This is a genomic window from Pseudoalteromonas sp. P1-7a (genome assembly GCF_001401855.1).
Classification (GTDB): domain Bacteria; phylum Pseudomonadota; class Gammaproteobacteria; order Enterobacterales; family Alteromonadaceae; genus Pseudoalteromonas.
The window spans coordinates 37,071-43,596 of the sequence record NZ_LKDU01000033.1 but is presented as its reverse complement, the minus strand read 5'-3'; the positions used below and the strand labels follow the sequence as shown (position 1 = coordinate 43,596).

The 6,526-nt window shown below is 40.4% G+C and carries 4 protein-coding genes; 1 reads left to right on the top strand and 3 read right to left on the bottom strand.

The features are described from left to right. The first annotated feature begins 105 nt into the window (after positions 1–105). Positions 106–1,533, top strand: coding sequence for an NAD-dependent succinate-semialdehyde dehydrogenase (locus AN389_RS16765; protein ID WP_055020297.1), 1,428 nt, complete (start codon positions 106–108; stop codon positions 1,531–1,533). A gap of 283 nt (positions 1,534–1,816) precedes the next feature. On the opposite strand, the gene AN389_RS16760 is transcribed toward AN389_RS16765, so the two are convergent. The 3 genes from AN389_RS16760 to AN389_RS16750 all read right to left on the bottom strand — a co-directional run bounded on the left by AN389_RS16760 (position 1,817) and on the right by AN389_RS16750 (position 6,526). Beyond that, complete coding sequence (locus AN389_RS16760; protein ID WP_408003059.1) at positions 1,817–3,442, bottom strand: HD-GYP domain-containing protein; 1,626 nt, start codon at positions 3,440–3,442, stop codon at positions 1,817–1,819. A gap of 7 nt (positions 3,443–3,449) precedes the next feature. After that, positions 3,450–5,597 carry a CHASE2 domain-containing protein gene (locus AN389_RS16755; RefSeq protein WP_235575992.1) on the bottom strand — a complete coding sequence of 716 codons (2,148 nt, stop codon included), beginning with the start codon at positions 5,595–5,597 and terminating at the stop codon, positions 3,450–3,452. An 80-nt stretch (positions 5,598–5,677) separates the two neighbouring features. After that, positions 5,678–6,526, bottom strand: coding sequence for an MBL fold metallo-hydrolase (locus AN389_RS16750; RefSeq protein ID WP_200909048.1), 849 nt, complete (start codon positions 6,524–6,526; stop codon positions 5,678–5,680).

Sequence of the window (6,526 nt, the reverse complement as noted above, 5' to 3'; positions counted from 1 at the left end):
TAGCTGATAGCTGATAGCTGATAGCTGATAGCTGATAGCTGATAGCTGATAGCTGATAGCTGATAGCTGATAGCTGATAGCTGATAGCTTTTACTAGGAGGTTCTATGTCTGATTTGGTTTTTTCTGATTCGTTTATCGACGGTGATTTTTATTCTACAAGCCAGCGTTTTAGCGTTGATGACCCCGCGACCGAAAAGAGTATTGTTGAAGTAAGTGATATAGATGAGCAAGGCGTTAATAGTGCAATAAAGGCAGCACAAGGCGCATTCATTAAATTAAAGTCAACCAATGCTACTGAGCGAAGTGAGACGCTCATGCGCTGGTATGATTTAGTAATAAAACACAAGCAAACCCTTGCAGAGCTAATGACCAAAGAGCAAGGTAAGCCGCTTAAAGAGTCATTAGGTGAAATAGATTACGGCGCTGGGTTTATAAAGTGGTTTGCAGAAGAAGCTAAACGCAGTTACGGCGATGTGATCCCCCCAACCGACGATACACATAGATTAACGAGCTTTAAGCAACCTGTAGGCGTTGTAGCAGGTATCACACCGTGGAATTTTCCGGTTGCAATGGTAACGCGTAAAGTGGCGCCAGCATACGCTGCAGGCTGTAGTTTTGTGTTAAAACCTTCAGAATACACGCCCTTATGCGCACTAGCATTGGCGTATCTTGCCGACCAGGCAGGGTTTGTTAAAGGCGCTTTCAATGTGTTGGTTTCGCAAGATGCAAAAACAGTAGGCAAAATGCTGACAGACTCAGAAGTGGTGCGTAAATTTACTTTTACCGGCTCTACTGGGGTGGGCAAACAGCTGCTTTCGCAGTGTGCTGATACAATTAAACGTACATCTATGGAGCTTGGTGGTAATGCACCGTTTATTATTTTTGATAATGCCGATATAGACGAAGCAATTGAAGGCCTTATGGCGGCTAAGTTTAGAAACAGCGGCCAAGCTTGTGTAGCTGCAAACCGCATTTTTATTCAGCGCAGTATTTTAGATGAAGTGCTTGATAAAATTACCCCTAAAGTAGCCGCGTTAAATGTGGCAAATGGGTTTGAAGATGGGGTAGATATTGGCCCGCTAATTTACCCAAAAGCCAAAGAGAAAGTGCAGCAGCTTGTGCAAGATGCACTTGATAAAGGCGCAAAGCTAATAGGGGATAACAGCGACTTAGGCGGCAGCTTTCAAAACCCGCTCATTGTGACTAACGTAACGACCGAAATGGATATATACCACGAAGAAGTATTTGGCCCGGTATTAACGGTTATTCCTTTTGATGAGGAAAGTGAGGTGCTAGCCCTTGCTAATGACGTTCCTTATGGCTTAGCAGCATATTTTTATAGCCAAAATATCAAGCAAATCTACCGTATTAGCGAAGGGCTAGAGTTTGGTATGGTTGGCGTTAATGAAGGGGTTATATCTAACCCTGTAGCACCGTTTGGAGGCGTTAAGCAATCAGGATTAGGCCGAGAAGGCGGCCATCAAGGGCTTGATGAATACCTTGAAGAAAAATACGTGTGTATCAAGGTTTAAAAAACGCTAAGACACTTAAACCATAAAAAATTGGTTTATTCAGCACGGTTTAGGTTACTAATAGCTATTCGCTTAATTAAGTGATCTATATTGCGCATTGGTACAGGTTTATAACTACAGGCTACCTTTTTATTGCTAGATATAGGCCTTAGTGCTACATTTACGGCATAATTTTTGTTTAAAAGTAATCAAAAATAAAAAGAATTTCTACTTGTAGAAATAACCCGTGTGTAAATGCCACCGCAAGGTGGCATTTTTTATAGTTAGAGAAAGTGGAACTGACTTATTTTATAGGTGAATACCCTGGTAGCTTTGCTAGGTCAACAAAGTCTAATTGCTCGGCAATCGCATACTCTTTAATATAATTTTTATATACTTCAGATTCTACAAACACGGCAAAAATGTCCCGATCTAGGTGATTATCTTCAACCATACGTCCTAAAATTGTTAAACATTCACTCACCGGCTTTGCTTTTTTGTAAGGTCTATCTACGGCAGAAAGCGCTTCAAATATATCAGCAATAGCCATTAACCTTGCAGGTACCGACATTTGTTCTTTTGTTAATCCTTGCGGATAGCCTGTACCATCCAACTTTTCATGATGCCCAAGTGCATATTCAGACACATTACTCAAATGTTTAGGGAATGGCAGGGTGTCTAAAATATTTTTAGTTACATCCATATGGCGTTTCATAACGTCACGCTCGCCAAGGGTTAGTGTCCCCCTGCGGATTTGTAAATTTTCTACTTCATCTTCGCTCAGTAAAGGGGTTTCTTTGCCGTTAATCGTTAAGTGGTAATGTGATGCGATGCGGTCTATATTGGCAACATCTTCATCGGATAAAAACTCCCCACCGACATTGACTCTTTGTAAAAATGCTCGATCTAAAGAAAGCTGTTTTAATTCAGTATCGAGTAGACGCTCAAACTGAAGCACTTCTATGGGTCTATTGAGCTTCATCGCAGAGATAATCTGCTTTTGATAACTTATTTCTAAATCACGTTTAATGACCTCAAATTTAGCATCAATGTGTTCAATACGATCAAAAATAGTTTCAAGCTTAGTCGACTTTTCCATTATGTGATCAGGGGTAGCTATTTTACCGCAATCATGGAGCCAGCCAGCTATATCTAGTTCATGTCTGTCAGCATCACTCATTACAAAGTCAGCCAAAGGGCCACGGTCAATATTATGGACGGCGTCAGCAAGCATTAAAGTAAGCGCAGGAACTCGCTTACAGTGCCCGCCAGTATGAGGTGACTTTTCGTCGATAGCCATCGCAATGGTTTCTACAAATTTAGAAAATAGCTCTTCCATTCCTTTAATAAGGGTTGAGTTTGTCAGTGATATGGCACCTAAAGAAGCGAATGATCGTATAAGTGTGACGAGCTCATCGCTATAGGTGATGATATTGTCATGTTGATCTTTCACATTGATCAGCTGAATCACGCCAATAATATCATCAGTATGATCTTTGAGCGGGATTGTTAGCATAGACTGTGTACGATACCCCGTACGCGCATCCATATTTCGCGCAGCGCTCATATCAAAGGGCAGTGCCGCATATACATCTGGAATATTAATAATTTCGCCAGAGTTAACAGCATGAGCGACTATAGCCGTTTCGTTTTCTTTCCCGTTTATAAACAGATCTATATTAGGAAAGTTAACGGGCTCCCCTGAGCTTCCGCCTAGATAAAGGCCTAAAGATTTATTTATGACTGTTTCAAACTTAAGCTGTTTATCGTCTGTAATAGAGTAGATAGTACCTGCATCAGAATTAGAAATAGACATAACAACTTGCAAAATTTCTTCAAGAAGTTTACTTGCATCCTTTTCAGTTGTTAGCCTAATGCTAATATCAATAAAGTGATGAAGATTCGTTCTATCTTTAATGTACTCAGACATGTTGTTACTACTTTGTTTTGTGGATAAAGGCGCCATTCCAATCCTGTGCTAAATTTTGCAAATCGGTATTTTTAATTCGGTTAATAAAAATATGGTAAACATGATCACTCAATAAGGCCGTTTCACTCAACTCTTCAAATAGTGTCAGAGCGAGTCGCCAATTTTTATTATTGTAGTGCTGCATAGCAGTGAACGACTTTTTAATTTCAGATAGCTGGCTTTCGCTTATCTCAGCTACAAAGTTTATAGGCTCATACAGCTTAGTTGCATTTACTTTACCTACTACTTGTACTTTATCAATTAAGCGAAATGCAATATGTGGACAAGCAAGCATTGTTTCTTCAGTAACCAGAATAGCTACCCCGTAAAATTTGGTCAAGCTTTCTACTCTTGAGCCTAAATTTACTGCATCTCCAAGTACGGTATAGGCTTTTCTATAGACTGAGCCCATATCGCCAACATTCATCTCACCAGTGCTGATGCCCACACCAATACTCACAGTGGGAAGTTGCTGCTCGCTAAAGGCTTTATTTAAGCTTGAAAGACCTGCAACCATTGCCAAGGCGGCTTCAACACTGTGCCTTGCATGCTCACTGTCTTCAAGCGGTGCATTCCAAAAAGCCATAATCATATCACCCACGTACTTATCTATTGTGCCGTTATTATCAAAAATAACTTTTGTGGTTGCCGATAAGTACTGATTTAAATAATCACTTAATTGGTTTGGACTCATCCCTTCTGATAGCGCAGTAAAATTTCGTATATCAGCAAATAACACGGTCATATTTCGTTTTATACTTTGCTGAGTAAGTTGTTTTCGCTGGCGAATTAATTGTTCAATATGATCAGGGGGGACATATTGATTAAACATCGATTTAATTTTTCGGCTGTGCTTTAGTTCTGCTATTGAGCCAATAAAAACAAAGTAAGCGGCTAAAATAGAAATAAGTAATAGCGGCATAAATAGAGGCAGGCTAATTTTTTGTACTGACCACAAATAAAAATTAAGCAATATAACAAGCCCAGCCATACCCACTGAAAGTGTTACAATATAGCGCGCACTTTTACGAAAACTTAAAAGCGATAAGCAACAACCCACAAAGGTAATTAATAATAATGTGGCACCTAAAGCCCATGTAGGTTGAGTAGGTATAATCTCTGGGTGCAGTAGCCCTTCAAAAATATTAGCATGTACTTCTACCCCTGGGTATTGTAAACCCACAGGTGTGGCTCTTAAATCAGCTAAACCAATTGCAGAAGTCCCAATAAACGCTACGCTGCCCTCTAATTGTTGCTCAGTAACTTTTTTAGTTAATACGTCTGTGGCAGAGTAATACTTAAAGCTTTTAGCGCGGCCTTTATACGGGATAAAAACTTGGCCGTACTCATCTGTTTGTATCCAACGCTCATGAAATTTAATGCCTTCAAAGAAAGTCAAATCATCTTGGATGCTTGCACGCGTTTGAATACTATCTGCTAAGGTATATAAACGCGCAGCCTCAAGCGCAAGAGAGGGGTAGAGCTTACCATCTACTCGATTAACCAAGGCCGCTTTACGTATAAATCCATCGTTTTCACTATGGGCATTTATAAACCCGTTACCCGTGGCGCTACTTTGCAACATAGGTATATTAACCGTAGCGCCTAAAAATTGGGTTACCTGGGAGTTGCTTTGCTCGCTCTTTGGCCACACAACGCTCGAACTGGGTAAAGGGTTACGTTGTTTGTAAGCGTCGTTGTTTAACAAAAAACCTAATACGGTATCGTTACTATTAAGTGCTTTAGCAAAGGTGGCATCAGCGTCTACTTGGTGTTTAATATCATTTAACGCCAATTTATATGCACTCAATAAATCAGGGGCTCTTGATTGAATTTGGTTTACAGGGTTCACTTCTGGCTCAGAAAAAAAGATATCAAATGCGATAACTACTACCCCTGCCTCAGTGAGCTTATTTACTAAATCAGCCATTTTTGAGCGGCTCCAAGGAAAGCGCCCTTGTTCCAGCATCGTTTTTTCATCTATGTCGATAATCACAACAGTTTCGTCAAGCTGTCGAGGTGTATCAGGCAAAGTAAGCAATAGCCTAGAGTCGTAAATAATACCTTCGACCCTATTGAGCAGTTTGGCTAATGAACCACTAGAAAACAGCTCCACAGCCGCTATTAGCAGCGTAATGACTAAGCCTACAAATAGGTGTCGGTAAATTTTAGGGATATAAAGGCGAGAAATAACAGTTAATCCTTACTTGATGTAAACTCAAATGATCGGCCTTCTTTGGCACATTCAATATTAATTTGCTCGCCATAATTTGCTTGTAGTTGTGTTTCTATTGCTAACAGCTCGTCATCGGTTCTTGCTGGATCGTGACTTATAATTGCTAAGTTTTTTATACAAGCGTCAACAGCTAATTCAGCTACTTGCTTAAATGTGCTATGCCCCCAGCCATGCTTGAGCGGAAGCTCTTCGGTGGTAAATTGGGCGTCATGAATTAACAAGTCAGCACCTTTAATAAACTCAGCCCACTGGGCAAGGGTGGTTTTAACAACACCAGGCGGGGATAACTCGTTATCGGTTATATAAGCAATTTTTTTACCCTCAGCATGTACACAATACGCAGTGCCTCCACCAGGGTGATTTAACGGTGCGGTTAATACGTTAAAATTATTTATAGTAAAGCTTTCTTGGGTAGCGAATTGAGTGTTTAAGGTAATGTTTGCAGGTAAGTCTTGGTAACTAACAGGAAAAAACGAGCCTGACATTTGCATCAAAACAGCCTGCTTACTTTGCTCGTCTTCAACATCACCTACAACAATGGTTATATCGCGTTCGGCTTGGTAAATAGGCTTAAAAAATGGAAACCCTTGAATATGATCCCAGTGGTTATGTGTTAATAGTATAGCTATAGGGGAGGCGTGCTTAAGAAGCATTTCACCAAGCTGCACGATACCCGTCCCAGAGTCTAAAATAAGGCTATCACCATTTTTTTGCTCAATGTATACACATGAAGTATTGCCCCCAAATACACGTGTATGTTCACCTGGGGATGGCATTGACCCCCTTACGCCATAAAATTTAACTTTCAT

Coding starts and splice junctions, on each gene's coding strand:
- AN389_RS16765 (WP_055020297.1), top strand. CDS start 106: ATGTCTGATTTGGTTTTTTCTGATTCGTTTATCGACGGTGATTTTTAT.
- AN389_RS16750 (WP_200909048.1), bottom strand. CDS start 6,526: ATGAAAGTTAAATTTTATGGCGTAAGGGGGTCAATGCCATCCCCAGGT.
- AN389_RS16760 (WP_408003059.1), bottom strand. CDS start 3,442: ATGTCTGAGTACATTAAAGATAGAACGAATCTTCATCACTTTATTGAT.